The 26002-nt window shown below is 66.7% G+C and carries 27 protein-coding genes; 18 read left to right on the top strand and 9 right to left on the bottom strand.

What is annotated here, in order from left to right; all coding sequences use genetic code 11:
* Positions 1–58 precede the first annotated feature (58 nt).
* Positions 59–358 (bottom strand): hypothetical protein, encoded by a 300-nt coding sequence (locus tag ACZYZF_RS25195; protein ID WP_463747770.1) that lies wholly within the window; start codon positions 356–358, stop codon positions 59–61.
* Positions 359–557: 199 nt separating this feature from the next.
* Between ACZYZF_RS25195 and ACZYZF_RS25200 the strand changes: the two genes are divergently transcribed.
* The gene (locus ACZYZF_RS25200; RefSeq protein WP_463747771.1) at positions 558–1055 is read left to right on the top strand and encodes an NUDIX hydrolase; all 498 of its coding nucleotides are present in this window, start codon (positions 558–560) and stop codon (positions 1053–1055) included.
* Between the two features lie 4 nt (positions 1056–1059).
* Here the strand turns inward: ACZYZF_RS25200 and ACZYZF_RS25205 are convergent, their stop codons facing one another.
* The 4 genes from ACZYZF_RS25205 to malQ form a co-directional block, all read right to left on the bottom strand.
* A complete protein-coding gene (locus ACZYZF_RS25205; RefSeq protein WP_463747772.1) occupies positions 1060–2184 on the bottom strand; it encodes a PDR/VanB family oxidoreductase in 1125 nt (374 codons plus the stop codon).
* A gap of 11 nt (positions 2185–2195) precedes the next feature.
* A complete protein-coding gene (locus tag ACZYZF_RS25210; RefSeq protein ID WP_463747773.1) occupies positions 2196–3095 on the bottom strand; it encodes a metal-dependent hydrolase in 900 nt (299 codons plus the stop codon).
* 74 nt (positions 3096–3169) lie between these two features.
* Positions 3170–3580 (bottom strand): hypothetical protein, encoded by a 411-nt coding sequence (locus ACZYZF_RS25215; RefSeq protein WP_463747774.1) that lies wholly within the window; start codon positions 3578–3580, stop codon positions 3170–3172.
* 79 nt (positions 3581–3659) lie between these two features.
* Positions 3660–5813 (bottom strand): 4-alpha-glucanotransferase, encoded by a 2154-nt coding sequence (malQ, locus tag ACZYZF_RS25220; RefSeq protein ID WP_463837138.1) that lies wholly within the window; start codon positions 5811–5813, stop codon positions 3660–3662.
* Between malQ and ACZYZF_RS25225 the strand changes: the two genes are divergently transcribed.
* Genes ACZYZF_RS25225 through ACZYZF_RS25240 form a run of 4 tightly spaced genes read left to right on the top strand, consistent with a single transcriptional unit; the run spans position 5812 to position 8761 of the window.
* Positions 5812–5964 (top strand): hypothetical protein, encoded by a 153-nt coding sequence (locus ACZYZF_RS25225; protein ID WP_463837139.1) that lies wholly within the window; start codon positions 5812–5814, stop codon positions 5962–5964. The two genes, malQ and ACZYZF_RS25225, sit on opposite strands and share 2 nt — an antisense overlap.
* 33 nt (positions 5965–5997) lie before the next feature.
* Positions 5998–6609, top strand: a complete 612-nt coding sequence (locus tag ACZYZF_RS25230) for a TetR/AcrR family transcriptional regulator (RefSeq protein ID WP_463747776.1) — start codon at positions 5998–6000, stop codon at positions 6607–6609.
* Positions 6606–7514 (top strand): SDR family NAD(P)-dependent oxidoreductase, encoded by a 909-nt coding sequence (locus ACZYZF_RS25235; RefSeq protein ID WP_463747777.1) that lies wholly within the window; start codon positions 6606–6608, stop codon positions 7512–7514. The genes ACZYZF_RS25230 and ACZYZF_RS25235 overlap by 4 nt, the downstream gene beginning before the upstream one ends.
* A 29-nt stretch (positions 7515–7543) precedes the next feature.
* The gene (locus ACZYZF_RS25240) at positions 7544–8761 is read left to right on the top strand and encodes an MFS transporter (protein ID WP_463747778.1); all 1218 of its coding nucleotides are present in this window, start codon (positions 7544–7546) and stop codon (positions 8759–8761) included.
* Here the strand turns inward: ACZYZF_RS25240 and ACZYZF_RS25245 are convergent.
* Both ACZYZF_RS25245 and ACZYZF_RS25250 read right to left on the bottom strand, forming a co-directional pair.
* Positions 8702–9034 (bottom strand): DMT family transporter, encoded by a 333-nt coding sequence (locus ACZYZF_RS25245; protein ID WP_463747905.1) that lies wholly within the window; start codon positions 9032–9034, stop codon positions 8702–8704. The genes ACZYZF_RS25240 and ACZYZF_RS25245 overlap by 60 nt on opposite strands.
* Positions 9034–9369 carry a DMT family transporter gene (locus ACZYZF_RS25250; protein ID WP_463747779.1) on the bottom strand — a complete coding sequence of 112 codons (336 nt, stop codon included), beginning with the start codon at positions 9367–9369 and terminating at the stop codon, positions 9034–9036. The genes ACZYZF_RS25245 and ACZYZF_RS25250 overlap by 1 nt, the downstream gene beginning before the upstream one ends.
* Before the next feature lie 77 nt (positions 9370–9446).
* Here ACZYZF_RS25250 and ACZYZF_RS25255 point away from each other — a divergent pair, with 77 nt between their 5' ends.
* The 6 genes from ACZYZF_RS25255 (at position 9447) to ACZYZF_RS25280 (ending at position 15763) form a co-directional block, all read left to right on the top strand.
* Positions 9447–11027, top strand: coding sequence for a carboxylesterase/lipase family protein (locus tag ACZYZF_RS25255; protein ID WP_463747780.1), 1581 nt, complete (start codon positions 9447–9449; stop codon positions 11025–11027).
* A gap of 15 nt (positions 11028–11042) precedes the next feature.
* Entirely contained in the window at positions 11043–11954 is a 912-nt protein-coding gene (locus tag ACZYZF_RS25260) for a sterol desaturase family protein (protein ID WP_463747781.1), read from the top strand.
* Positions 11955–12247: 293 nt separating this feature from the next.
* The gene (locus tag ACZYZF_RS25265; RefSeq protein ID WP_166905038.1) at positions 12248–12856 is read left to right on the top strand and encodes a LysM peptidoglycan-binding domain-containing protein; all 609 of its coding nucleotides are present in this window, start codon (positions 12248–12250) and stop codon (positions 12854–12856) included.
* Between the two features lie 163 nt (positions 12857–13019).
* Positions 13020–13715 (top strand): Rv1815 family serine proteinase, encoded by a 696-nt coding sequence (locus ACZYZF_RS25270; RefSeq protein WP_463747782.1) that lies wholly within the window; start codon positions 13020–13022, stop codon positions 13713–13715.
* Positions 13716–13778: 63 nt separating this feature from the next.
* A complete protein-coding gene (locus ACZYZF_RS25275; protein ID WP_463747783.1) occupies positions 13779–14273 on the top strand; it encodes a VOC family protein in 495 nt (164 codons plus the stop codon).
* Between the two features lie 5 nt (positions 14274–14278).
* A complete protein-coding gene (locus tag ACZYZF_RS25280) occupies positions 14279–15763 on the top strand; it encodes an FAD-binding protein (RefSeq protein WP_463747906.1) in 1485 nt (494 codons plus the stop codon).
* Here ACZYZF_RS25280 and ACZYZF_RS25285 read toward each other — a convergent pair.
* Together ACZYZF_RS25285 and ACZYZF_RS25290 are read right to left on the bottom strand one after the other, a co-directional pair.
* Positions 15760–17673 carry an ABC transporter ATP-binding protein/permease gene (locus ACZYZF_RS25285; protein WP_463747784.1) on the bottom strand — a complete coding sequence of 638 codons (1914 nt, stop codon included), beginning with the start codon at positions 17671–17673 and terminating at the stop codon, positions 15760–15762. The genes ACZYZF_RS25280 and ACZYZF_RS25285 overlap by 4 nt on opposite strands.
* A gap of 28 nt (positions 17674–17701) precedes the next feature.
* Positions 17702–19633, bottom strand: a complete 1932-nt coding sequence (locus ACZYZF_RS25290; RefSeq protein ID WP_463747785.1) for an ABC transporter ATP-binding protein/permease — start codon at positions 19631–19633, stop codon at positions 17702–17704.
* A 119-nt stretch (positions 19634–19752) separates the two neighbouring features.
* On the opposite strand from ACZYZF_RS25290, the gene secA2 reads away from it, so the two are divergent.
* From secA2 to garA, 7 genes are all read left to right on the top strand, one after another.
* A complete protein-coding gene (gene secA2 / locus ACZYZF_RS25295) occupies positions 19753–22110 on the top strand; it encodes an accessory Sec system translocase SecA2 (RefSeq protein WP_463837141.1) in 2358 nt (785 codons plus the stop codon).
* Between the two features lie 9 nt (positions 22111–22119).
* Positions 22120–22752 (top strand): CDP-alcohol phosphatidyltransferase family protein, encoded by a 633-nt coding sequence (locus ACZYZF_RS25300; RefSeq protein WP_463747787.1) that lies wholly within the window; start codon positions 22120–22122, stop codon positions 22750–22752.
* Positions 22749–23648 carry a DUF881 domain-containing protein gene (locus tag ACZYZF_RS25305; protein ID WP_463747788.1) on the top strand — a complete coding sequence of 300 codons (900 nt, stop codon included), beginning with the start codon at positions 22749–22751 and terminating at the stop codon, positions 23646–23648. The genes ACZYZF_RS25300 and ACZYZF_RS25305 overlap by 4 nt, the downstream gene beginning before the upstream one ends.
* A 28-nt stretch (positions 23649–23676) precedes the next feature.
* Positions 23677–24009, top strand: coding sequence for a small basic family protein (locus tag ACZYZF_RS25310; RefSeq protein WP_036449743.1), 333 nt, complete (start codon positions 23677–23679; stop codon positions 24007–24009).
* A 124-nt stretch (positions 24010–24133) separates the two neighbouring features.
* Positions 24134–24886, top strand: a complete 753-nt coding sequence (locus ACZYZF_RS25315; RefSeq protein ID WP_463747907.1) for a DUF881 domain-containing protein — start codon at positions 24134–24136, stop codon at positions 24884–24886.
* A 48-nt stretch (positions 24887–24934) separates the two neighbouring features.
* Entirely contained in the window at positions 24935–25330 is a 396-nt protein-coding gene (gene gcvH, locus ACZYZF_RS25320) for a glycine cleavage system protein GcvH (protein WP_463747789.1), read from the top strand.
* Between the two features lie 189 nt (positions 25331–25519).
* Entirely contained in the window at positions 25520–25999 is a 480-nt protein-coding gene (gene garA, locus ACZYZF_RS25325) for a glycogen accumulation regulator GarA (protein WP_166905047.1), read from the top strand.
* Positions 26000–26002 lie beyond the last annotated feature (3 nt).

Genomic DNA, 26002 nt, shown 5'->3' on the forward strand with positions numbered 1-26002 from the left:
CACCAAGGAGGGGCGCCCGAAAAGGGCGCCCCTCCTTGATGTTTCGCGATGTTTGGGCTTACTTCACATCTACGTAAACTGTCTTGTTGAGCACGGTCGTCTGCAAATCGCCGCCCGGGCTACTGGAATCCGTCCGGCTGTAGGTCTGTCCCGGTCGTACCGCAACCACGGTAGCCCGGTCCAACGGGGTGGAACCGACGTGGTTGACGATCACCTTGTAGCCCTGAGACTGCAATTGACTGATGGTCTGCTGGGCGTTGCCCGGGCCGGTCGGTGCCGCCTGGGCCGGTGCCGCCAGGCCGATCACCGCTGCGGCAGCTGCGCCTGCAAGTGCCGTGGCGAGTCCGATCCTCATCATCTTTGGTGCCTTCTTTCGCTCTTCTGTTGTTTCGCGCGTGATACCGACGTCGGCGGCCCGCCCCAGCGCCGACGTCAGTTCCGTTTGAGTGTTACTCAACAGTTAACCGGCAGTTCACAATTAAAATTCCGGCTGGCCGTAAATGTTGACGAGTCGTGCGTCACACTTGGGAACTCCGCGGCCGCGTAGCGTGCACGGAGTGGCCAAGCTGAGCGCAGGTGTCCTGTTGTACCGTCTCGCCGGGGCGGAGGTGGAGGTTCTGATCGCCCACCCGGGCGGGCCGTTCTGGGCGCGCAAGGATGCCGGGGCATGGTCGGTGCCCAAGGGGGAGTACGTCGCCGGCGAGGACCCATGGTCGGCGGCGCAACGCGAGTTCACCGAGGAACTCGGCTCGCCCCCGCCTGCGGGCCCGCGCATCGACCTGGCCCCGGTGCGGCAGGCGGGAGGCAAGGTGGTCACCGCGTTCGCGGTGCGCGGTGACTTCGATCCCGCGGCAGCGGTGAGCAACACGTTCAGCGTCGAGCTGCCGAAAGGGTCGGGGCGGCTCGTCGAGTTCCCCGAAATCGACCGCGTGGCTTGGGTTTCGGTGGCGACAGCCCGCATAAAGCTGCTCGACGGACAGCGTCCCCTGCTGGACCAGCTGATGGCTTCACCCGAGCTCGCCGGCTACGGCGAAGGTGCCTCGCAGGGCGGCTAGCGACTCAGAGGTCGAGCGTCAGCCGGTGTCCGGCCTCAGCCCGCGACACACAGGTCAGCAGATACCCCGCGTCGCGCTCCGGGTCCGTCAACAACGTATCGCGATGTTGCACAGTCCCGTCCGTTCCCGGCAGGGTCCGAATTCGGCAGGTGCCGCAGAAGCCCTGCTGACATGAGTACGGGGCATTCACCCCGGCCCGGCCCAGCGCGGCGAGCAGGGTCTCGTCGGCTCCCACCGTCACCGTGGCGCCCGTAGAGGCGACGGTCACCGAAAACTCCGCACCGTCGACAACCGGTGGCGCCGCGAACCTTTCGAAATGCAACTCCACGTCGTCGCGGCCGGCGAGCGCCGCCCGGATCCCGGTCAGCATCGGAGCCGGACCGCAGGCGTACACCGTGGTGCCGTCGGGGCAGTCGCCGAGTAGGTCGTCGGCTCCGGGCAGTCCGTCGACGTCGTCGGTGCGGATCTCGATGCGGTCGCCGAACCGGGCGAGCTCGTCCAGGAACGGCAGGGTGTCGCGACTACGTCCGGCGTACACCATCGACCAGTCGACACCCAATCGCGCCGCCAACCCGAGCATCGGCAGGATCGGGGTGATGCCGATTCCGCCCGCGATGAAGCGGAACCGCTGGGTGGGCGACCCGTAGCCGGGCACCGTCAAGGCGAACGCATTACGCGGGCCATGGGTGCTCACCTGGCTGCCGACCTGCAGGCTGTCATGTACCTCGACGGAACCACCGCCGCCATCAGGTATGCGCCGCACCGCAATTCGATAGTTGTCGCGGACGGCGGGATCACCGCACAGTGAGTACTGCCGGACCCGCCCGCTGGCCAGATGCACGTCGATGTGCGCACCCGGATACCACAGCGGAAGCGTGCCGCCGTCAGCCGCGGCCAAGGTGAGCGCGATGACATCCTGGTCATGGGCCACCACTTCCCGCCCGGTCACCGTCAACGTGATCGTGCGGTCCAGTTCGGGCGGCGGCGCCGACCGCCGTACGAGGCGGCCCACCGTCCAGATCGTGGCGATGGCGGCGCCGGCTGCACCGAGCATCGGATCATGCCGGAACCGGCCCGAGATGCTCGGCGGCAGCCGCCGGTATCTGGATATCAGTGACGGTGTCGGCATGGCTGAGTCCGTCACAGGTGCGCGGCCCGCGCCGCGGGTGAACTCGCCAGATACGCGACCGCCTGGGCCGTCGACCCCATCTCCTCCGGGGAAAACCCGGGCCGGCAGTAGGCCAGTGTGTTGGAGCCGAACATCCGGGAGAACTTGGGCAGCAGTCCGAGCTTGGAATCGCGTATACGCATCTTGTTCATCTGCCACCAGCCGATGTCGAGGGTCGGATCGCTCTTCACCATCGCCCAGCAGCCGCGCTGGAAGAACAGGTACACCGCCGTCGCCGCGATCGACATCGCCCGCACCCGGCTGAAGTAGCTGTCCTGGAAGTACACCGCCACGTCGTGGGCCACGCTGCGGTGCTCGACCTCTTCACTGCCGTGCCAGCGGAACAGGTCGGTCATCGTCGGGTCGGCGTCGTAGTCCTCCCAGGCGCAGTTCAGCACGAAGTCGCCCAACACCGCGGTGTAGTGCTCGATGGCCGCGATGAGCCACAGGCGGTCGCACAGGTGGGCCAGCCTGCGGCGCGGATCGGGTGAGTCCGACGGCGCCAGAGTCCTGGTGAACACGTGCTCCACCAGAGACAGCACCGGCTGGTAGTCCACCCCGTGACCGGTCAGGAACTCGTCGAGCACCTGATCGTGCGTCTCGGCGTGGGTGGCTTCCTGACCGATGAAGCCGCGCATGTCGTCGGCGAGCTTGGGATCGCGCACATACGGCAGCGCTTCGTTGAACGTCGCGACGAACCAGTGCTCGGCCACCGGCAGCACCACGTTGAACAGGTTCACCATCGACGAGGCCACAGGATGGCCGGGAATCCAGTGCAACGGGATGTCGTCGAGATCGAAGTGCACTTTGCGGGCCTGGATCTGTACCGGGCCCGGGTCGATCTCATTGTCGAACCGCAACGGACGCAACATCGAGAGCCTCCCTGGGATGAGTGGACTCTCAGCAGTGTACGGATTTAGGTGGGAACGGCGGTACCGGGTGGGGGTCAGGCGGGGGGTGGGGTGCCCGCGCCAGGCGCGCCGGCGATCGGAACCACCGGAGTCGGCGTCACTGTGGTCACGCCGTTGCTGCCGACCCTCGGACCCCCGGGCACGGCCGAATCGGCCGACTGGTCGGCGGCGGCCTCGCTGCAGTCCAGCATCAGGATCATCTTGCCGCCGGAGTTGACCTTCTGGGAATCGACCAGGCACTCGGCCTGCGGCAAGGCACTGCCGAAAGAGCCGCCGAAGGTGGCCTTGACGCCCTGGCTCTTCAGGATCGCCAGCGCCTTCATATACGGCTCGCCGACGACGTTGACCGAAGCCGAACTCGGCTGTGAGGTGGCGGTGCCCGCGGCCATGAGGGCCATCGAACCGGCGGCAAGCAGACCGCCGCCGAGCGCAACAAGCTTCTTCACGTGAACTCCGTCAGTCGGGTGCGTTTGCGAACATATCGCAGCAGAGACGTTTGTGAAACCGGAGCAGAAGCCAGAAGCGTTACATCCCGGACTGGACCGGGTGTCCGGTGATCCCCGCCATCACCTGGCTCAACGCGGCCGCGCGCGGATCGGTGAACACGTCTTCGAGCAACAGTCGCCGGCCGTCCGGACCCGCCAGCGGGATCCGCCAGTTCGGGTATTCGTCGGTGGTCCCCGGCTGATTCTGGGTACGCAACTCGCCGACTGCATCAGCAAGCGACAGTGCGAGCAACTTCGACGGGGTTCGGGCCAGATACCGGTACAGCGCCGTCACGATCTGATCGGTATCCGGATCGGGTCCGAGCAGACCGACCCGGCGCAGCTCGTCGAGCCAGGCCGCCTGAGCGGCGCGGTCCACGGCCAACTCCTGATCGGCAGGCCGGGTGAGCAGGCCGAGTTCCTCCCGCAACCGCACATGCTCGCCCGCCAGATATCCGTGTGTCGGCGGTAGGTCATGGGTGGTCACCGAGGACAGGCAGTACTCACGCCAGCGCTCGGCAGGTAGGGGCCTGCCGGACTCGTCCGCCTCGAACCACAGGATCGAGGTGCCGAACAAGGCCCGCTCACGCAGATAGTCACGTACCCACGGCTCAACCGTGCCGAGATCCTCGCCGACCACGATCGCCCCGGCCCGGTGCGCCTCGAGCGCGATGATGCCGATCATCGCGTCGTGGTCGTAGCGCACATAGGTGCCTTCGGTCGGCGCGGCGCCCTTCGGGATCCACCACAGCCGGAACATGCCGATGATGTGGTCGATGCGCACCCCGCCGGCGTGTCGGAACGCCATCTCGACCAACGCCCGGAACGGCTCATATGCCTGCTCGGCGAGCCGGTCCGGCCGCCATGGGGGCTGCGACCAATCCTGGCCGAGTTGGTTGAACTCATCCGGCGGGGCGCCGGCGGTAACCCCGAGGGCCAGCACATCCTGCAGGGCCCACGCGTCGGCACCGTCGGGATCGACGCCGACCGCGAGGTCACCCATGACGCCCAATGCCATCCCGGCCTGAACCGCCGCGGCCTGAGCTGCGGTGAGTCGGTCGTCGAGGACCCACTGCAGCCAGCGATGAAAATCGACGGCATCCGCATGGGCCGCGGCGAACGCGGCGACCTCCGGGTTCGCCGGGTGCTGCAGCGCGTGCGGCCAGGCATGCCAGTCGGCGCCGTACTGCTCGGCGAGCGCGCACCAGGTCGCGAACTCCTCCAGGCCGTGGCCTCGCCGGGCCCGGTATGCGGTGTAGGCCAGTTCCCGGCCTGCCGAGCGTTCAACTCGGTACACGTGTTCCAGTGCGGTGCGTTTGGCCTGCCAGGCCGCGTCGCGGTCGATGGTCGCATGGCGGTCGGCGTGCGTGTTGACCGTGGTGCGCAGCCTCTGGAGGCGACCGCGGTTACGGACCGCGGCGAATTCGGCAATGGCCTCCACGCGCAGGTAGAGCGGATTGCCGAAACGCCGGGAGGTGGGCAGATACGGCGAGGGCTCCATCGGCGCTGTGGGGGCGGCCGCGTGCAGTGGGTTGACCAGAATGAACCCGGCGCCGTGCGCGGCGGCCGACCACACGGCCAGGTCGGTGAGGTCAGTGAGATCGCCTGTACCCCAGGAGTGTTGCGAGCGGATGCTGTAGAGCTGGACGGCCAGACCCCAGGCGCGGCGCCGGCCCAGGCGGGTGGGCAGTCCCAGGGTGGCGGGGGAGACCACCACCGGCGCCTCGGTATGGAATTCCCCCTCTCGCAACTGCAGTCGGTGATAGCCCAGCGGCAGGTCCGCGGGCAATTCGAACGTGGCCTCACCGACCAATCGGTCGCCGAGATCGTATGGAGGCCGGTTGTTCTCGAGTTGCCTCAGGCCGCCGCGTTCGGTGCCGTCCTCGAGCAACAGGGTGAGGTGCACCGGATCCCCGTGGGTGACGTGGACCCAGAAGCTCGACGGCACTCCTGCCCGGCCCAGCACGATCGGCGGCAGGCGGCGCTGCCAGTACTGCCGGTCGTGCGCCGCCAAGGTGTCCGCGCGCTCCTGTTCGGTGCCGGCCTTCACACCCAGCGCGTCCAGTACGGCGACCAGGGTGGCCTCTGCGACAGCGGTACGGCGGCCGGTCCAGTCGTCGAACTCCGCGGCGACGCCGTAGCGGCGGGCCAACTCCAGCAGGGTCGACGACGGGGCCGATGACGAAGAGGTCATGGTGCCAATCTTGGTGCCTGGAACGCGATCGCGTCAGCCGACATCGCTGGGCCGGCAGGTCGCCCCTGGTGTCGCGGCGCACCTCCAGGTTGTCGCCATCCCGCCGTCCACCGCCACGTGGGTGCTCGCCCTTGCCCGCGAGCGCTGTTAGCCTGTCTGTAACGATCCTTACAGAGAGGTCGACATGACGTCTCCAGCCACCAGAAGACAACAGCAGGGCGCGGATTCGCGGGAGCAGATCCTCGAGGCCACCGAGCGACTGATCGCCACCCGCGGTTACGCCGCCACCTCGATCAGTGACATCCGCAAGGCCTGCGGCCTACCGGCCAGCTCCATCTACTGGCATTTCGGATCCAAGGACGGCGTCCTCGCCGCGGTGATGGCCCGCGGGGCCGAACGCTTCTTCGTGGCGATACCGAGCGAAGGCAGCATCGACGAACGACTGGCGGTTCTCGCCGAACTGCAATCGCAGCGCCCCGAATTCCTGCGGATCCTCTACCTGCTGTCCCTGGAACGCAGCGAGGATCCGACGGTGACGCAGGTGGTGCGCCGCGTGCGTGACACCGCGATCGCGCGATTTTCCGACGCCGTCCGCCGCTTGCTGCCCGACGGCCTGCCGCCACACCGCGCAGAGTGGGTGGTCGCCGAACTCACCGCCTTCGCCGTCGCGCAGTCCGACGGCGTGTTCTTCGCCAACCACCTCGAACCCGACACCACCGACGTCGTGCGCATGTACAGGAGGCTGTGGCAAGCCGTCACCGCCCTGGTCCCGATACTCCTGGAGGACGAACAGTGACCGACCGGACCGCGATCATCACCGGCGCGAACGCCGGGCTGGGATTCGAATGCGCGCGTGCCCTCCTGGAGTCCGATCCGGGCTGGCATGTGGTGCTGGCCGTGCGCGATGCCGCGCGTGGTGCCGACGCGGCGGCACGGCTCGGCCATCCCGGGCGCGCCACCGTCGGTGAACTCGATCTGGCATCGCTGGTGTCGGTGCGCGACTTTGCCGGCAGGTCGTCGAGATTGGATGTGCCGCCGGTGGCCGCGCTCGTGTGCAACGCCGGGCTGCAGATGGTTGCGGGTTCGCAGACGACGGCGGACGGCTACGAAATGACGTTCGGCGTCAACCATCTCGGTCATTTCGCGCTGGTACAGCATCTGCTCGAGCACTTGGACACACCGGCACGGATCGTGGTGGTCAGCAGCGGCACCCACGATCCGGAGAAGTTCACCGGTATGCCGGCGCCGCGGTACACGTCGGCCGAAGACCTGCTCAGCCCTCCGCCGGGCGGTCTCACCGGCGAAGAGGGCCGGCGCCGCTACACCACCTCCAAACTGTGCAACCTGTTGTTCAGCTATGAGTTGGACCGCCGGCTGGGCCACGGTGGCCGCGGAATCACGGTCAACGCGTTCGATCCGGGCCTGATGCCGGGCTCGGGGCTGGCCAGGGATTACTCGGGCGTTCAGCGAATGGCCTGGCGTCTGTTCATGCCTGCCCTGCGGATACTGCCCAATGTCAACAGCACTCGACGCTCCGGAGCCAATCTCGCCGCGCTGGTGGCGGATCCGAACCTCGACGGTGTCTCCGGGGCGTACTTCGAAGGGAGTCGCCGGATCCGGTCCTCGAGTGATTCCTACGACGGGACCAAGGCCGCCGACCTGTGGCAGGTCAGCGAACGGTTGGTGTCGGCGGTCGGCTGACCCGTCCGCCGCGCAGTAGTGTCGGCTCAGTGGTATCCGCCTTACGCCGGGCCCGCATCGCGGTGGGAGCGTTGTTTCTGACCAACGGCGCGATCTTCGCCAATCTGCTGCCGCGCTATCCGGAGATCAAGACCGATCTTCACCTGAGCAATGCGGTGTACGGGGCGGCTGTGGCCTCGTTCTCCGGCGGCGCGCTGGTCGCAGGATTGACTGCGGCAACGCTGATCCGACGGTTTCGCAGCGCCCGGGTGGCCGTCATCGGCACCGTGGCGCTGGCCGCCTTCGTCGTCCTGGCCGGCTTGGCGAGCACCCCGCTGCTGCTCGCCGCCGCGTTGTTTCTGGCCGGCGCCTGCGATTCGGTGGTCGACGTCGCACAGAACGCACACGGGCTGCGGCTGCAGCGCGAACACGGCCGGTCGATCATCAACTCACTGCACGCGGTATGGGCCGCCGGGGCCATCCTCGGCGGGCTCACCGGCGCCGGTGCAATTGCCCTGGGGATCCCGCGCGCCATCCATCTCTCGGTGATCGCCGTGCTGTTGAGCGCGGTGGCCCTGGCCGCCTACCGCTACCTGTTGCCCGGGCCCGACCATGACGATCATCCGGCAGCGCACGCTTCGCCCGGGTCCGGGGCGGGGCCACGGGTGTACCTGATCCTGCTGGCGCTGGTGCTGATCGCCATCGCAGGCGCCACGGTCGAGGACGCCGGCAGTTCCTGGGCCACCCTGTATCTGCGCGACAGCCTGCACACACCTCCGGCCTTGGCGGTCTTCGGGTACATCGCACTGGTCGGGTTCATGTTCGTCGGAAGGCTGATCGGCGACCGGCTGGTCGACAGGTTCGGAGAGGCCACCGTGGCGCGGGTGGGCGGACTCATCGCCGCCGCCGGGATGGGGACCGCGCTGGCCTTCCCGAACATCGTCACCACGATTGCCGGCTTCGCGCTGGCAGGCCTGGGGGTTGCCACCCTGGTGCCGGCCGCGATGCACGGCGCCGACCAGCTGCCGGGGCTGCGACCCGGGACCGGACTGACCGCGGTCACCTGGCTCATGCGGGTGGGGTTCTTCGGTGCGCCGTTGCTCGTCGGGCTCGTCGCCGACGCAGCCGGGCTGCGGGCCGGCCTCCTGGCCGTTCCCGTGGCCGGGATGGTCGCCGCCCTGCTGGCCGGAGTGCTGCCGGGACGGTCGTCAGTGCGTGCCCGGGCCGATGCCGGCCAGCTCGATCGTGAACACACCCGACACGATTAGCGCGATACCGAGCATCATCACCGGGGTCAGCGGTTCGCTGAACAGGAACTTGGCGATGATGGCGACCAGCGCGACCCCGCATGCCGTCCAGATGCCGTAGGCGATGCCCACGGGCACACCCAACGACAGGGCCAGCCACAGCAGATAGAACGACATCACGTACCCGGCGATCACCGGCGCCAGCCAGACCTTGCGGCGGAACCCGTCCGACGCGCGCAGCCCGAGCGTGGCGAACACCTCCACCAGGATCGCCCCGGTCAGTGCCAGCCACATCATGACTCGGCCCGATGTGGGTGCGACCCGAGTTCGACCAGCAGCACGCCGGCGATGATCAGACCGATACCGGCCATGATCGGCCAGGTAAACGGATCGCCGAACAACGCCGCGGCCAGCACGGCCGTCGCCGCGGTACCCAGCGCACCCCAGATGCCGTAGGCGACCCCAACGGGCATACCCGCCCGCAGCACCAGGGTCAGCAACACGAATGCCGCCAGGTAGCCGCACACCACCAGCACCAGCCACCCCGGATGGTCCTGGGACGCACGCAGCGACAGCGTGGCGGTGACCTCGGTGATGACGGCCGCGATCAACAACGCCCACTTCCGCACCGGACAAACTTATCCGAGCCCACTTCGGCGGGTGAGTACCGTGGGGGAGTTCGCCCCAGCTTCACCGAGGAGTCCGCATGACCGATCCGACACCCGTCCGGACCAGGGCTGAGCCGGTCGTCGAGACCGGGCACGGGCCGGTTCGCGGGACCGACGACGGGACGGTCAAGCAGTGGCTCGGTATTCGTTACGCCGCAGCGCCGGTCGGCGAGTTGAGGTGGCGGTCACCGCAGCCGCCCCTGCGCCGGCCGGAGATCGCCGACGCGACGGTGACGGCTCCGGTATGCCCGCAGATCACCGATCCGCGGCTCCCGCTGGACCTGGGCGGCCGCCAGGGTGAGGACAGTCTGGTGCTCAACGTCTGGGCGCCTGCAGGAACCGAGGCGGGGGATGCCAAGCCCGTAATGGTCTGGGTTCACGGCGGTGCTTACGTCCTCGGCTCGGGCAGTCAGCCGCTCTACAACGGCACGGTCCTGGCCTCCGAGGGCGACGTATTGGTGGTCACCGTCAACTACCGGCTCGGCCCGTTCGGTTTCCTGGACCTGTCCGAGTTCAGCGGGCAGCCGGGTGCCAAGGGGCTGCGTTTCGACACCAACCTCGGTCTGCGCGACGTGCTGCTCGCACTGCACTGGGTACGCGACAACATCGCCGCATTCGGTGGTGACCCGCAACGGGTGACCCTGTTCGGCGAGTCGGCCGGCGGCGGGATCGTCACCACACTGCTGGCCAGCCCGGCCGCCGAAGGCCTATTCAGTGCGGCGATCGCGCAGAGTTCGCCGGCGACATCGGTGTACGACGGCGAACGATCACGTGCCGTGGCCGCCCAGGTCCTGGAGCGCTTGGGCATCCAACGCAACGAGGTCGGGCGTTTGTCCGGTGCCCCGGTGCCCGCCATCCTGGCGGCGGCCAAGGACGTGTTCGACGCGGTCCCGACGCAGACGCCCGGCCTGCTGGCATTCGCACCGATCGTCGACGGAGATGTGGTTCCGGACTATCCGGTCGTGGCGGCCAGGGCGGGGCGCACCCATCGGGTTCCGCTGATCATCGGAACCAACGCGCATGAGGCCACGGTGTTCCGCTGGATGAGATCACCGTTGATGCCGATCACTCCCGGCGCACTGCGGTCGATGTTCGCCGCCATCGCCGCCGAGCAACCCGGCCTGCAACTGCCGACCGAAGCCCAGATCACGTCGGCCTATGCAGGCTTGCGGCCCAAGGCGATCGGGCTGGGTGTGGCACGCGACGTCGGATTCCGCATGCCGACACTGTGGTTCGCCGAAGGCCACAGCGCTGTCGCGCCGGTGCACCTGTACCGCTTCGACTACACCACGCCGATGTTGAGACTGCTGCGACTCGGTGCCGCCCACGCCACCGAGCTGCCCTATGTCTGGGGCAATCTCGTTGCCGGGCCGAAGGATCCGACCTTCAAGCTGGGTGGGCTCAAGCACGGACGTGCGGTGTCGGAGCGGCTGCGCCGCCGGTGGGTCAACTTCGCGGCGACCGCGCAACCGTCGGGGGCGCCGGGAGAACCGGTATGGCGGCCATATCGCCGCGACGACCGCGCCACGCTGCTCATCGACAAACAGGACAAGACCATTGCTGACCTGGACCGTGATCTGCACGCGGCCTGGGGCAGCCAAGTGCTCAACTTCCGCTGACCCGAAGATGCTGACATGGACATGATCCGGTCCGTCCTGGACTTTCTGCCCCCGCCGATGCGGGATCCGGTTTTCTTCGCGATCCCGTTCTTCCTGGTGCTGTTGACCGTGGAATGGGCTGCCGCGCGACGCCTGGAGCACTTCGAATCCCAGCGGGAACCCGAGGGCGCGTTCAACACCCGCGACGCGTGGGCGAGTATCTCGATGGGTTTGGTGTCCGTCCTCACCACGGCCGGATGGAAACTGCTGGCGCTATTGGGTTATGCCGCCATCTACGCATACCTGGCGCCGTGGCACCTGCCCGGGAACCGGTGGTACACCTGGGTGATCGCGATAGTCGGGGTGGATCTGCTGTTCTACATCTACCACCGGATCGCGCACCGGGTGCGGTTGATCTGGGCGACGCATCAGGCCCACCACTCAAGTGAGTACTACAACTTCGCCACCGCGCTGCGCCAGAAATGGAACAACAGCGGTGAGATTCTGGCCTGGATTCCGTTGCCACTTCTCGGCATCCCGCCCTGGCTGGTGTTCGCGAGCTTTTCGGTGAACTTGGTCTATCAATTCTGGGTTCACACCGAACGGGTCGGAAAACTATGGCGGCCAATCGAATTCATCTTCAACACGCCATCGCATCATCGGGTGCACCACGGGCATGACCAGCTGTATCTGGATCGCAACTACGGCGGCATCCTCATCGTCTGGGACCGGATGTTCGGCACCTTCCAGCCGGAGGTGTTCCGCCCGCACTACGGGCTGACCAAGCCCGTGAACACCTTCAACATCTGGAAGCTGCAGACCCACGAATACGTGGCGATCGCCCGCGACGTGCGGCGGGCCCACCGGCTGCGTGACCGACTGGGCTACGTGTTCGGCCCACCGGGCTGGCAGCCCGTCGAGTCTTCCGAATCTCAGCCGGTCGGATGACCGGGATGGCTCCGGTTGCCGGCGGTGCGGCCAGAACCATTGGCCGCCATAGGAATTGACGCGCGCTACGATTCCGGCTGAACCCGGCGGATCACATCGCTGCGCTTCGATACGCGACACGCCGTGCGCGGCCGATTCGCCCCGCGTGCTCTGGAGATTCCCAGCGTTTCCCAGTGTTTGTGTGACGTTTGAATTCGAGGCGAGCCGAATGGCACCAAAGCAAACTTGAAATCAGTAAGGTCGACAGAACCCGGGTGCGACAACCCGGATCACGGTCACGAAAGGGGCATTGCGTGGGAGACACACTGACCGAAGGACAGAAGCTGGAGAAGGGGGGGTCACTCACCTCCAACAACGGCGCGTACACGCTGACGTTGCAGGATGACGGCAACCTGGTGTTGGAGGCACGTGGCCAAGCGGTCTGGTCGACTTCCACCAACGGCCAGGATGTGCAGAGGGCGGAGGTGCAGACCGACGGTAACTTCGTGCTGTACACGTCGGAAAAGCCGGTGTGGCACACCGACACCAAGGGCAAGAAGGACGTCAAGCTGGTTCTCCAGGACGACCGCAACCTGGTGCTGTACGCCGCCGACGGCCCCGCGTGGAACTCTGAGACCGCCACCTCCGAGCCGCCGCCACCGGCACCCGAGGCCGCTGCGCCCGAGGTTGAGGTTGCCCCGGCCGCCGTGGAGGAGCCGGTCGCCGCTCCCGAGCCGGCTGCGCCGCCGCCACCCCCGCCGGCACCCGAGCCGCGCACCTACACGGTGGTCTCCGGCGACACCCTGTGGGCGATCGCCGAGCGTTTCTACGGCGATGGCAACCGCTACCAGCAGATCGCCGATGCCAGTGGCATCGCCAATCCCGACCTGATTCACCCCGGCCAGGTCTTGACGATTCCTTGACCTGAACAGACGTACGGCCCGGACCATCTGGTCCGGGCCGTCGTTGTTTCTGGCACTGGATCTCACGGGATGTGGGTACCCCCGGTAACAAAGTTGCCGCGTGACCGATATTGATGTCGGTAGGGTGATATTCACCACGTCCGTACAGCGAGGGAGGCCGGCCGTGAAGAGTTGGCTAGGTGGGGTGATGCGGGCGTTGGCCGGGGTTCCGGTGGCGGGGTTGTTGGTATGTCCGGCACCGGTGGCAGTCGCCGCGGGTTCGCTGGTGTACCCGGGTATGGAGGTCCGGCAGGGCACGAATGTCTGCACGCTGGGCTACGTGGATCCGGTCAGCCGTGTCGCCTTCACGGCGGGCCACTGCCGGGGAAGTGGGCCGGTGGACGACCGGGACGGCAACTTCATCGGGCACCTGGGTTCCTTCCTGGACAACACGCCCGACGGCGCCACCGTCGACACCAATCACATGATTTCCGATTGGGAGACCATCCAATTGGCCGGCGATGTCGCGGCGAACAACGTCCTGCCAGGTGGGCGGATGCTGGTGGAGGACGCTTCGGTGATACCGACACCGGGTGCGCCGGTCTGTCACTTCGGTGTGGTCACCGGGGAGAGCTGCGGCACCATCGAGGCCGTCAACAACGGGTGGTTCACCATGGCCAACGGCGTGGTCAGCCAAAAGGGCGATTCCGGCGGCCCCGTGTACGTGGTGATGCCTGATGGCCGTGCCGCGATAGTCGGGATGTTCAACAGCACGTGGGGTAACTATCCGGCTGCGGTGTCCTGGCAGAACGCGAGTGGGCAGGCCCGCGGCGGCGGGCTGCCAGCCGGTGAGGTCTCGAATCTGGTCGGGCAGCCCTGACCGGGAACGGCTAACTAGAACACGTTCTAGCCAACCCGGCGGGTGGGCGATATTCTCATGGCGATGCTTGATCAGACACCTGTCCAGATTGCCTGGGTTACCGCCGATCTGGATGCCACCGAACAGGCCCTCTCCACCCTGCTGGGGGCGCGACGGTGGGTGCGTATGCCTGAGGTGCATTTCAGCCCCGAGACCTGCCACCACCGCGGCCGACCCGCCGATTTCGTGGCCGACATCTCACTGAGCTACGCCGGCGACACCCAGCTCGAACTCATTGCGCCGGTACGCGGTGGCAGTGTCTACAGCGAGTTCCTGGAGCAACACGGGGCCGGCCTGCACCACATCTGCGTCGAGGCGGCCGACCCGGAGGCGTTCGAGGCGCGACTGCGCGACGCCGAAGGCGACGGGACACCGGTGGTGTGCCAGGGCGAGATGCACGGAGGCATGAGATTCGCTTACCTCTCGGCCGTCGGGGCCGGGGTGCCGTATCTCGAGATCGCTTACATCCCGCCCGAGATCCGGGCGTTCTTCGAGTATGTGAAACAGGAGCAGCAGTGAAGGAAATCGCCGATGTCCCCGAAGTCTTAGTGGCTGCGGACGTCGAATCCTGGTCCGACGAGTTCGATGTCGTGGTGATCGGGTTCGGTATCGCCGGAGGCTGTGCGGCGGTCAGCGCTGCCGCCAACGGTGCCCGGGTTCTGGTGTTGGAGAAGGCCGCGGCGGCCGGTGGCACCACCGCGATGGCCGGTGGGCACTTCTATCTCGGCGGCGGCACCGCGGTGCAGGAGGCCACCGGGCACCCTGACACCGCCGAGGAGATGTACAAGTACCTGGTCGCCGTCTCGCGGGAACCCGATCTGGACAAGATCCGCGCCTACAGCGACGGTAGCGTCGAACATTTCAATTGGCTTGAGGCACTGGGCTTTCAGTTCGAGCGCAGCTTCTACCCCGGCAAGGTGGTGGTTCCGCCGGGCACCGAGGGGCTGTCCTACACCGGCAACGAGAAGGTGTGGCCGTTCACCGAGCAGGCCAAGCCGGCGCCCCGCGGTCACTCGGTCCCTGTTCCCGGCGAGCTGGGCGGCGCGGCGATGGTGATCGATCTCCTGCTGAAACGCGCTGAGACGCTGGGTGTCACGATCCGCTACGAGGTCGGCGCCACCAACCTCATCGTCGAGGGCGGTGCGGATGAGCGCAGGGTGGTCGGGGCGAAGTGGAAACACTTCGGCGAAACTGGTTGCGTCAAAGCGAAATCGGTCATCATCACCGCCGGGGGATTCGCGATGAACCCCGAGATGGTCGCTGAATACACCCCGGCGCTCGGTAAGAAGCGCCGCACCAAACACCACGGCGAGGTGGAGCCCTACATCCTGGGCAATCCCAACGACGACGGCCTCGGCATCCGGATGGGCGTCGCGGCAGGCGGCGTCGCCAACGGTATGGACCAGTTGTTCATCACCGCCGCGGCCTACCCGCCGGAGATCCTGTTGACCGGTGTGATCGTCAACAACCAGGGCCAACGCTTCGTCGCCGAGGACTCCTACCATTCGCGTACCTCCGCGTTCGTGCTGCAGCAGCCCGATCAGCAGGCATACCTCATCGTCGACGAGGCCCACATGGAGATGCCCGCCATGCCGCTCATCCAGTTCATCGACGGCTACGAGACGATCTCCGAAGTCGAAGAGGCACTGAACATCCCGGCCGGGAACCTGGCCGCAACGCTGGACCGCTACAACAAGAACGCGGCCAACGGCGAGGATCCCGACTTCCACAAGCAACCCGACTACATCGCCGCGCAGGACAACGGCCCCTACGCGGCGTTCGACCTGTCGCTCGGCGTCGCCATGTACTCGGGATTCACCATGGGTGGGCTGACGGTCTCCATCGACGGCGAGGTGCTGCGTGAAGACGGCAGTGTGATCACGGGTCTCTACGCGGCGGGCGCCTGTGCGTCCAACATCGCCCAGGACGGCCAGGGCTACGCCAGCGGCGTGCAACTCGGCGAAGGATCGTTCTTCGGGCGCCGCGCCGGTACGCACGCGGCACGTTAGGCCGAGTCCCCGACCAGACCGAGCTCCCAGCGGCCGTCGCCGAGCAGTTCCAGGCGGCGGTCGTGGAGCCGGTTGACGCTGTCCCGATGGCTGATGCTGACCACGATGCAGTCGGGCAATTCGGTACGCAGGGTCGAGTACAACGCGTGCTGTTGACCGGCATCGAGCGCCGAGGTGGCCTCGTCGAGGAACACGGCCGACGGTTTGGCCAGCAGAATCCGGGCGAATGCGATCCGCTGCTGTTCGCCCGGGGACAGGACCTTTCCCCAATCGGCGTCCTCGTCCAGGCGGGAGGCCAGATTTCCCAGGGCGACCGTGTTGAGCGCTGCCCGGATCTCGTCGTCGTGGTAGGTACCCGTCGGTGCGGGATAACTGACCACCGTGCGCAGATCGCCCAGCGGGGCATAGGGGAGTTGGGACAGGAACATCACCTCACCCTGCTCGGGATAACGCACCGTCCCGGATCCGTACGGCCACAGCCGTGCCAGGCTGCGTAGCAGTGTCGTCTTCCCGGTGCCGGACGGCCCGGTGATGACCAGCGAATCACCCGGTGCCAGTTGCATGTCGAGGTCGTGCAGCAGCAGATCGCCCTCGGGCGACCGCACCTCGACGTCCTCGAGTTCGACTCCGCCGCCTGCGCTCACCCCGATCTCCAATCTCGGTAGTGCCCTTGCCTGTTCGTTGGCGGCGACGAGCCCGTCGAGGCGGATGATCGCGGCCCGGTAGCCGGCGAATGCGTCGTACACCGAGCGGAAGAAGCTCAACGAACTCTGCACCCGGTTGAATGCGCTCGCCGACTGCAGCACATCGCCGTAGGTGAGCTGACCCGCGAACAGTCGTGGCGCCTGAATGATCAACGGAAGCGGGTCGATGATCTGGTTGATGGATCGGTTCCAGCCGAGAAACGCCACGCCCCGCAACACAAGTCGCCGGTAATTGGCGATGACCTTGGCGAACCGATCTGCCAGCGTGCCACGTTCGGTGCGTTCGCCGTGATAGAAGCCGACCGCCTCGGCGCCGTCGCGGACGCGGACGAGTGCATACCGGAAAGCGGCGTTGGTCAGCGAGTTACGGAACGTCAGCCGGATGATGGGCCGGCCGATCCAGATCGCCACGACCGTGGTGATCGCCACCCACAGCAGCGCGATCCAGAACAACGCCTTCGGCACCGTCACGCCCAGAAACGTCAAGGGGCCGGCCAGATTCCACAGGATCGGCGTGAACGCCACGACAGAGACGATCGAGTAGACCGATCCGAACAACAGCGTCTGCGCGGTGGCGACAGTCGGTGTGTTGGTTTCTGGCCCGGTACCGGTGGTGAAGACGTCGATGTCCTGCTGGATGCGCTGATCCGGGTTGTCGATCGGAGTGCCGCCGAAGCCGCCGATGAACCGGCCGCGATAGTAGGCCCGTTGGTCCAGCCAGTCCCCGGTGAGCCGGTGGGTGAGCCAGACCCGCCAGCGAACGATGAAGTACTGCATGAGATACAGGTCGAGCAAGGTGCGGGTGATATCGGCGGTCACCAACAGTCCGAAGATCAGGATCGAATGCCAGAAGCCGTCGATTCCCGAGCGGCGCACCGATTCATTGCCCGAACCGGCGCCGGAGAACGCCACCTGCAGGGCCGTGGTCTGGTCGTTGAGGTAGTAGCTGAACAGCACGTCCATGCGCACCGAGAGCATCACCGAAAACAGCAAGACCCCGAGCAGACCCCACACCGGAAGGCTTTGGCGTCCAACGAAATAGCCGCTGGTGACCCGCCAGAATTGACGGCCCCACGTGGTGATGCGGGCCAGCACCGCCGCTACCGCGACCAGCGCCACCGCGCCGATCGCCCAGGCCTTGAGGACCCAGAACAGCGACGCAAGGATCTCGTTGCCCCAGTCCAGGGACTGGGTGAACATCTCCATACCCCGGCAAGTTACCGGGAACGGCCGCTCACGGTTGCTTGATCAGGTCAGCCTCGTCATCTTCGACGCGTCCCAGCCGCCATTCGCCTTCACCGAGGAGCTCCAGTTCGTGCGTGTGGTGCTGCTCGACGGTGGTGCGGTGACTGACGCTTACCAGGATGGTGTCGGGTAGATCGGTGCGCACCCGTTGGTAAAGCATGAATTCGAGACCTTCGTCGAGCGCGGAGGTCGACTCGTCGAGGAACACCACCTTGGGCTTGACGAGCAGGATGCGGGCGAACGCAATCCGTTGCTGCTCACCGGGAGACAGCACCTTGGCCCAGTCCTGCACCTCGTCCAGTCGGCTGACCAGATGAGGTAGCGCCACCTCGTCGAGAGTCCGCCTGAGTGCCTCGTCGTCGACGGAACCCTCCTCGCCCGGGTAGGTCACCACCGCGCGCAGGTCACCGAGAGGGACGTACGGCAACTGCGAGAGGAACATGGTTTCGTTGGGCCCGCACGGACGGGTCAGAGTGCCCGAGGTGAACGGCCACAGTTCGGCGAGGCTGCGCAGCAGGGTCGTCTTGCCGCTGCCAGAGGGCCCGGTGATGACCAACGTGTCGCCCACCTGCAGGTGCAGGTCGAGGGGATTGATGAGCTGCCTGCCGTCGGGTGTGCGGACCTCGACGTCGGTGAGCTTCACCGTGCCGTCCACACACGGCAGGGTGGTTACCTCAGGCAGTGCCCTGCCCTCTTCGTTGGCCACGACCAGCCCGTGGAGACGCATGATCGCGGCCCGGTATCCGGCGAATTGGTCGTAGGCAGTACGGAAGAAGGACAACCCGTCGAGCAGGCTGCGGAAGGCGCTGGCGGTCTGGTTCAGCGCGCCCAGGGTGATCTCGCCGCTGTAAAACCGCGGGAATTGCACGATGTAGGGGATGAGCTCTTGGGCCTGGTCGATCGAGTTGTTCCAGCCCTGGAACTTGATCATCCGGTTGATGTAGTTCCGGTAGTTCGACACGACCGGTGCGAACAGCTTCCGCAGCCCGGTGCGTTCGGCGATCTCTCCGCGGTAGAACGCCACCGCTTCGGAGGCATCGCGCAGCCGCACCAGCGCATAGCGGAACGCCGCGTTGTACTTCTCGTTGTTGAAGGCCAGCTGGATGATCGGCCGGCCGATCCAGAACGCCACGACCGTGGCGACCAAGACGTAGACGATGCCGATCCAGAAGATCGCCCGGGGCAGGTCGATGCCGACCAGCGGCAGGGTGACGCGACCGGACAGGTTCCACAGAATCGCGGTGAACGAAATCATCGAGGCCACCGAATAGACGGAGCCGAACAGCAGGGTGTTCGTGGAGCCGGCACTGGGACGGTTCGGCAGCGAGTCGATGCCCGCGGTGAACGTGTCGATGTCGGCCTGGATGCGCTGGTCCGGGTTGTCGATGGTGTCGTCGATGAAGCGCGTGCGGTAGTAGGCCTTGCCGTCCAGCCAGTCACCGGTGAGCTGGCTGGTCAGCCAGGCCCGCCAGCGCAGCATGAACCGTTGGGCCATATAGATGTCGAGCATGATCCGGGCGATATGGATCGCTGCCAGCAGCGCGAAGACGGCCAGCGACAGCCAGAACCCGTCTTTGCCGGACACTTTGACGGCCTCGTTGCCGCTGGAGATGCCGCCGGCGATCACCTGGAAGCTGGTCATCATGTCGTTGCCCTGGTAGCTGAAGAGCACCGACAGGCGCACTCCTGCGGTCACCGAGAGCAGCAGCGTCGCCAGCCACAGCCACACGATCACGCTGTCGCGGCCGACGAAGTATCCGCGCGTAATCCGCCAGAACTGCCTGCCCCACGGGGTGAGCTTGGCGAGCAGAACCAGGATCACCATCGTGGACACCGCCGCGATCAGCCACCCTTTGGCGATCCACACCAGCGACGTCGCGACCTCATTGCCCCAGTCCAGGGTCGGAGTGAACATCTCCATGCGGGCAAGGTACCCCGCGCGATCGCGACGAGCCTGTGAGACACCATCCCGGTGTGCTGCGCCGATCCTGTTCGGGGTCACGCTCCGGCGTACTCTGCGCGTCCGCGTACCGTGAACATGTGCCGAAGACGTCCAGCGCCAAACCGGGCCGCTTGAGCAGCAAGTTCTGGAAGCTACTGGGGGCCAGTACCGAGCGGAACGAGGCCCGGTCGCTCTCAGAGGTCAAGGGTGCAGCCGAGTTCGAGGACAAGGCTGCCAAACTCGACGACGAGCAGCTCACCAAGGCTGCCAAGTTGCTTCAGCTGGAGGACCTCGCCGCATCTGCCGACATGCCGCAGTTCCTGGCGCTCGCCCGGGAGGCCGCCGACCGGACGACCGGCCTCCGTCCCTTTGACGTACAGCTGCTCGGTGCGCTGCGCATGCTCGCCGGCGACATCGTCGAGATGGCCACCGGTGAGGGCAAGACCCTGTCCGGGGCGATCGCCGCCGCCGGCTACGCCATCGGCGGCCGGCACGTGCACGTCATCACCATCAACGACTATCTGGCCAAGCGCGACGCGGAATGGATGGGCCCGCTGCTGGAGGCGCTCGGCCTGACCGTCGGCTGGATCACCGAGGACTCGACGGCCGAAGAACGCCGCACCGCCTACGAGTGCGACGTCACCTACGCATCGGTCAACGAGATCGGCTTCGACGTCCTGCGTGACCAGCTGGTCACCGACGTCGCCGACCTCGTGTCGCCGAATCCCGACGTGGCGCTCATCGACGAGGCCGACTCGGTCCTGGTCGACGAGGCGTTGGTGCCGCTGGTGCTCGCCGGCACCAGCCATCGCGAGCAGCCGCGCGTCGAGGTCATCCGGATGGTCGGGGAACTGATCAGCGGGCCGGATTCCGCCGAGAATTTTGCGACCGACGACGACAACCGCAACGTCCATCTCACCGAGACGGGTGCCCGCAAGCTCGAGGCTCGGCTGGGCAATATCGACCTCTACTCGGAGGAGCACGTCGCCACCACCCTCACCGAGGTCAACGTCGCACTGCACGCGCACGTGCTGCTGCAGCGCGATGTGCACTACATCGTCCGGGACGGCGCGGTCCACCTGATCAACGCGTCCCGTGGACGTATCGCGTCGCTGCAGCGCTGGCCGGACGGCCTGCAGGCCGCCGTCGAGGCCAAGGAAGGCATCGAGACCACCGAGACCGGCGAGGTCCTCGACACCATCACGGTGCAGGCGCTGATCAACCGTTATCCGACCGTGTGCGGCATGACCGGTACCGCGCTGGCCGCCGGCGAACAGCTGCGCCAGTTCTACAAGCTCGGGGTGTCACCGATTCCGCCGAACAAGCCCAACGTCCGCGAGGACGAGACCGACCGGGTATACCTCACCGAGGCCGCCAAGAACTTTGCCATCGTCGAGCACATCGCCGAGGTGCACGAAACCGGGCAGCCGGTACTCGTCGGCACCCACGACGTGGCCGAGTCCGAAGACCTGCACCGCAGACTGGTCAAGGCGGGCGTCCCCGCCGTCGTGCTCAACGCCAAGAACGATGCCGAAGAAGCCTCGGTGATCGCCGAGGCGGGCAAGCTGGGCTCCGTCACGGTCTCGACGCAGATGGCCGGTCGCGGCACCGACATCCGGCTGGGCGGGTCCGAGGCGGGCGACGACTCGGCAGACAAGGAGAAGGTGGCCGACCTCGGCGGGCTGCACGTGGTCGGCACGGGCCGGCACCACACCGAACGTCTGGACAACCAGTTGCGCGGGCGGGCCGGGCGCCAGGGCGACCCGGGCTCTACGGTGTTCTTCTCCAGCTGGGAGGACGAGGTGGTGGCCGCCCACCTCGACGAAACCAAGCTGCCAGGAGAAACCGACGAGGACGGCCGGGTCACGGCATCCAACGCGGCCGGATTGCTCGACCACGCGCAGCGGGTCGCCGAGGGAAGGCTGCTCGATGTGCACGCCAACACCTGGCGCTACAACCAGCTCATCGCTCAGCAGCGCGCGATCATCGTGGAGCGCCGCGAAACCCTGCTGCGCACCGATACCGCACGCCAGGAGCTCGAGGCGCGGTCACCGGAGCGGTATGCGAAGTTGGCCGAGGGGTTTGGTGAGGATGCCGAGGAGAAGCTGACCAAGATCTGCCGGTTGATCATGCTCTACCACCTCGACCGTGGTTGGTGCGACCACCTGGCGTTCCTCGCCGACATCCGCGAGAGCATCCACCTGCGCGCGTTGGGCCGGCAGAACCCGCTCGACGAGTTCCACCGGATGGCCGTCGACGCGTTCGCCTCGCTGGCCGCCGACGCCATCGAGGCCGCCCAGCAGACCTTCGACACTGCGGAGGACATCGAGGACGAGCCCGGTGTCGACCTGTCCAAGCTGGCACGGCCGACGTCGACGTGGACGTACATGGTCCACGACAACCCGCTCAACGACGACACCATGTCGGCGCTGAGCCTGCCGGGCGTGTTCCGCTAGGTTCTAGACATGGACACCGCGCCTGCTTCGGAGGGCAGGAGCGCAGCGAGTCGGGCCGCACCGTCTTCGTCGGATCGGGTGCTGACCGTGCCCAACGCGCTCAGTGCGCTGCGCCTCGTATTGGTGCCGGTTTTCCTGTGGCTGCTGTTCGGTGCGCACGCCAACGGGTGGGCCGTCGCGATCCTGATGTTCAGCGGCTTCTCCGACTGGGCTGACGGCAAGATCGCGCGCCTGGTCGACAACCAGTCGTCGCGGCTCGGCGAACTGCTCGACCCACTCGTCGACCGGATCTACATGGTCACCGTTCCGGTCGCCCTGGCGCTGTACGACGTCGTGCCGTGGTGGTTGGTGCTGACCCTGCTGGGCCGCGATGTCCTGCTCGCCGCCACGCTGCCGCTATTGCGACGCCGCGGACTGACCGCGCTGCCGGTGACGTATCTGGGCAAGGCTGCCACCTTCGCGCTGATGTCGGCCTTCCCGTGGGTGCTGCTCGGCCAGTGGGACGCGACGTGGAGTCGGGTCGCGCTGGCCTGCGGATGGGCCTTCCTGCTGTGGGGTGTGGCGCTCTATCTGTGGTCGGCGGTGCTGTATCTGGTTCAGGTGGGCATGGTGGTGCGACAACTCCCCGTAAAACGGGCATGAGCACCCTGGGTGGTTACGAGTCGGGGGCCGGGCTCAACGACCATGAGGCCCACGCGCCCAAGCGGATCCCGCTGCCCTCACTGCTGCGGTCGCTCCTGTCGGAGCATCTCGACCCCGGCTACGCCGCGGCCGCCGCGGCCCGTGAGGCCGGTGACAAGCCGCGCCGAAAAGTCTGGGATTTCGGGTGGTTGGTGGTCGGTGCGGGGGCGATCGCGACGGTGTTCGCGGTGGCTGCCGGCCAGGCCCAGACGGCGGCGCCGGCGGCCCGCGAAGCCCAACACACCCTGGCCGGGAGGGTACGCGCGGCTCAGATCGGTGCCGACGAGGCCAGCTCCCAACGCGATGCACTGGTCGATCAGGTGGACGCCGAGCGGCGTAGCCGGCTCGGTATGGATGAGAACGGCCAGCATTTGCTCGGCAGCCTGGACACCGCCAACGTCGAAGCCGCCGCCATCCCGATGATCGGTCCCGGGCTGACCGTGACGGTCACCGACCCCGGCCTGTCCAAGGACCTGAGTGACGTGTCCAAACAGCGAGTTGCCGGCGGTCAGCAGATCATTCTCGACCGGGACCTCCAGTTGGTGGTGAATTCACTGTGGGCGAGTGGCGCGGAGGCGGTCTCGGTAGGTGGCGTGCGGGTCGGCGCCGGCGTCACGATCAGACAGGCCGGTGGTGGAATTCTGGTCGACAATCAGCCGATCACCAGTCCGTATGCCATTGTGGCCATCGGACCACCGAAGGGGATGGCCGACACCTTCGACCGCACTCCGGGTTTGCAACGGTTGCGGCTGTTGGAGACTTCCTACGGGGTAGGGGTGAATGTGAGTGCCGGTGACGGCCTGACCGTGCCCGCGGTGTCGGTGCGAGATGTCAACTTCGCCAAACAGATTGGATAGGCCTGACGTGCACAGGATGGACCGTTAGATGATCGGGATCGTCGCACTGGTGGTCGGGATCGTGCTGGGGTTGGTGTTCCACCCCAGCGTTCCCGACTTCGTCGAGCCGTACCTGCCGATCGCCGTGGTGGCGGCGTTGGATGCGGTGTTCGGTGGGTTGCGTGCCTACCTGGAGCGCATCTTCGACGCCAAGGTGTTCGTGGTCTCGTTCGTGTTCAACGTGTTGGTGGCGGCGTTGATCGTGTACGTCGGTGACCAGCTGGGGGTCGGTACCCAGCTGTCGACGGCGATCATCGTCGTCCTCGGCATCCGGATATTCGGCAACGCGGCCGCACTGCGGCGGAGGTTGTTCGGTGCCTGACATGACCGGACCGGAGCCTCCGCCCCCGGAAGAGCAGGAAGAGAAGGACGATCCGGCTGAGCCGGATCAGCCCGACACCGAGCCCGATGCCCACACCGAGCCCGAGCATCACGGCCGCCATGAGATGCCGGCCGATGTCTCGCCGCGCCGGTTCCGGAATCTGCGGATCGTGCGCCGTGGCCGTTCGCAGTTGATGTTCGGCGCCCTGGGGGTGTTGTTGTGCATCCTGCTCGGCATGGCGATCGTCACGCAGGTTCGCCAGAACGAGTCGGGGGATTCGCTGGAGACCGCGCGTCCGGCGGATCTGCTGGTGCTCCTGGACTCTCTGCAGCAACGCGAGGGCTCGCTCAATACCGAGGTGGCCGACTTGCAGCGGACGCTGCAGCAGCTGCAGGCCTCGGGCAGCAGCGATCAGGCCGCGATCGAGAATGCCCAGGCCCGGCTGGAGGCCCTGTCCATCCAGATCGGGACGGTGGCCGCCACGGGTCCGGGAGTGACGCTCACCATAGAAGACAATGCGCCCGGGGTACCCGCCGAGACCATGCTCGATGTGATCAACGAGCTGCGCGCGGCGGGCGCCGAGGCCATCGAGATCCGCAGCGGAGACCAGCAGTCCGCGGTGCGGGTCGGCATCGACACCTGGATCATGGGCGCCCCCGGGGCGCTGACCGTGGACGAGGCGACCCTGCGGCCACCGTATTCGGTTCTGGCCATAGGGGACCCGCCGACACTGGCGGCGGCGATGAACATTCCCGGCGGGGCAATGGACAGTGTCAAGCGTGTCGGCGGCACGATGGTGATACAACAAGCCGAGCGCGTCGACGTCACCGCCTTGCGACAACCGAAACCGCGCCAATACGCTCAGCCCGTCAAGTGAGCATCAAATGAGCACAGCAACCAACTCCCCGAATTGTTTAGGAGCGCCGTGAGCGAGATTCCTGCCGACCTGTACTACACCTCGGAGCACGAGTGGGTGTTGCGCACCGGTGACAACACGGTGCGCGTCGGCATCACCGACTATGCGCAGTCCGCCCTCGGCGATGTGGTGTTCGTCCAGCTGCCTGACGTCGGCGCCGAGCTGGCGTCCGGCGACGCGTTCGGCGAGGTCGAGTCCACCAAGTCGGTGTCGGATCTCTACGCTCCCGTCGCGGCGAAAGTCGTTGCGGTCAACGGTGATCTGGACGGCAGCCCTCAGCTGGTCAACTCCGACCCGTACGGCGAAGGTTGGCTGGTCGATCTGCGGCTCGAGGACGGCGCGCTCGAGGGCGCTCTGGCTGGTTTGCTCGACGCGGACGGCTACCGCGCGGCTGTGACCGAGTGAGAGATTGTTAGGGTTTCGAAGGCCGGTCGCCGAGACCGGTTCGGCTGTACCCGGCGCGCAGATATCTTCCCCATCGGATCCGGCGGTGGTGGACACAATGATGCCTGAGGCGCGGTACGGTCGACGTGAGACCGACGATGGGCTGGGGCCGCGCCGGCCAACGCCACAGCAGCCAGTGAGGAGCAGCGGGTGACGGAAAAGGACAGCAATTTGGGGGCCGACCAGTCGGAAGACGTGACGGTGGAAACCACATCGGTTTTTCGCGCGGACTTTTTGAACGAACTGGATGCGCCCGCAACGGCTGGCACCGAAGGCGCCGTTTCCGGCGTCGAGGGCCTGCCCGCGGGTTCGGCATTGCTCGTCGTCAAGCGTGGACCGAACGCCGGATCGCGTTTCCTGCTCGATCAGCCGACCACGTCGGCGGGACGTCACCCGGACAGCGACATCTTTCTCGATGACGTGACGGTGAGCCGTCGACACGCCGAGTTCCGGTTGGAGAGCGGCGAGTTCCAGGTTGTCGATGTCGGCAGCCTCAACGGCACGTACGTCAACCGCGAGCCGGTCGATTCGGCGGTGCTCGCCAACGGCGACGAGGTGCAGATCGGGAAGTTCCGCCTGGTGTTCCTCACCGGCCCTCGATCTGACGACGACAGCGGCCCGACCAGCTAGCCG

The organism is Mycobacterium sp. IDUB_24 (assembly GCF_055419385.1).

Coding starts and splice junctions, on each gene's coding strand:
- ACZYZF_RS25305 (WP_463747788.1), top strand. CDS start 22,749: ATGAGCACCCTGGGTGGTTACGAGTCGGGGGCCGGGCTCAACGACCAT.
- ACZYZF_RS25195 (WP_463747770.1), bottom strand. CDS start 358: ATGATGAGGATCGGACTCGCCACGGCACTTGCAGGCGCAGCTGCCGCA.
- ACZYZF_RS25225 (WP_463837139.1), top strand. CDS start 5,812: ATGGTGCCAATCTTGGTGCCTGGAACGCGATCGCGTCAGCCGACATCG.
- ACZYZF_RS25230 (WP_463747776.1), top strand. CDS start 5,998: ATGACGTCTCCAGCCACCAGAAGACAACAGCAGGGCGCGGATTCGCGG.
- ACZYZF_RS25260 (WP_463747781.1), top strand. CDS start 11,043: ATGGACATGATCCGGTCCGTCCTGGACTTTCTGCCCCCGCCGATGCGG.
- ACZYZF_RS25255 (WP_463747780.1), top strand. CDS start 9,447: ATGACCGATCCGACACCCGTCCGGACCAGGGCTGAGCCGGTCGTCGAG.
- ACZYZF_RS25310 (WP_036449743.1), top strand. CDS start 23,677: ATGATCGGGATCGTCGCACTGGTGGTCGGGATCGTGCTGGGGTTGGTG.
- ACZYZF_RS25205 (WP_463747772.1), bottom strand. CDS start 2,184: ATGCCGACACCGTCACTGATATCCAGATACCGGCGGCTGCCGCCGAGC.
- ACZYZF_RS25285 (WP_463747784.1), bottom strand. CDS start 17,673: ATGGAGATGTTCACCCAGTCCCTGGACTGGGGCAACGAGATCCTTGCG.
- ACZYZF_RS25300 (WP_463747787.1), top strand. CDS start 22,120: ATGGACACCGCGCCTGCTTCGGAGGGCAGGAGCGCAGCGAGTCGGGCC.
- ACZYZF_RS25315 (WP_463747907.1), top strand. CDS start 24,134: ATGCCGGCCGATGTCTCGCCGCGCCGGTTCCGGAATCTGCGGATCGTG.
- ACZYZF_RS25290 (WP_463747785.1), bottom strand. CDS start 19,633: ATGGAGATGTTCACTCCGACCCTGGACTGGGGCAATGAGGTCGCGACG.
- ACZYZF_RS25275 (WP_463747783.1), top strand. CDS start 13,779: ATGCTTGATCAGACACCTGTCCAGATTGCCTGGGTTACCGCCGATCTG.
- ACZYZF_RS25210 (WP_463747773.1), bottom strand. CDS start 3,095: ATGTTGCGTCCGTTGCGGTTCGACAATGAGATCGACCCGGGCCCGGTA.
- ACZYZF_RS25245 (WP_463747905.1), bottom strand. CDS start 9,034: ATGTGGCTGGCACTGACCGGGGCGATCCTGGTGGAGGTGTTCGCCACG.
- malQ (WP_463837138.1), bottom strand. CDS start 5,813: ATGACCTCTTCGTCATCGGCCCCGTCGTCGACCCTGCTGGAGTTGGCC.